Genomic DNA, 611 nt, shown 5'->3' with positions numbered 1-611 from the left:
TAAGAGAGCGTATAAAAGAGAGTGCATGCTTTCAACATGATACTTTGTATGCTCTTCATTCTTTAACTCAGTGCATTTTTCCACATAAGGAAAAGTACTAATAAATAGTTTAATTAGATATTGATATGGATCATATGGATTTGGGCTTTCTTTTCTTGTTAATACATTTCTAAAATATCTACCCAAACCACAGTATACTCTAGTAAAAACAGTATCTGCATCCCAAGGGATAATCTTAATTTCTTTTTTTTCAATTAAAATTTTTTTCATCTGTAAAGCAATCACTTAATACAAAATACTTAACCATTCTTTCTTCTAAACCACCATATGCACCATATTCAGTATATATACCACCTTGACTGGAACTTTCAAAAAAGTGCTCTCGGTTATCACTATATAAATCAACACTATAGTTTAATGGATAACTTGTTGTCATTGAATCCCATACTTTACTCCAGCGTGCTTTGCTAGTATCAGGGTGAAGCCATAAATTAACTAATAAATGATCCCCAAACAAATATTCAAAATTATCTTTCAATTTAATCTCATAATTCCCAATATTTATTCCCTCAACATTTCCAGTCAAGTAAAACTCTTTAAGATACTTATGA

2 protein-coding genes are annotated in these 611 nt (G+C 30.0%); both read right to left on the bottom strand.

All coding sequences use genetic code 11. The annotated features are described in order from the left end of the window. A partial coding sequence (locus tag KCG35_RS26060; protein ID WP_215822837.1) for a hypothetical protein occupies positions 1-270 on the bottom strand: 270 nt, incomplete at its 3' end. Further along, positions 251-611, bottom strand: a 361-nt coding sequence (locus KCG35_RS26055) for a hypothetical protein (RefSeq protein WP_215822835.1), incomplete at its 5' end; no start/stop codon positions are given. The genes KCG35_RS26055 and KCG35_RS26060, both read right to left, overlap by 20 nt.

It is taken from the genome of Zooshikella harenae, assembly GCF_018837975.1.
Taxonomy (GTDB): domain Bacteria; phylum Pseudomonadota; class Gammaproteobacteria; order Pseudomonadales; family Zooshikellaceae; genus Zooshikella; species Zooshikella harenae.
Note: the sequence above shows the minus strand (reverse complement) of the source record. Positions and strands in the feature narration are given on the sequence as shown.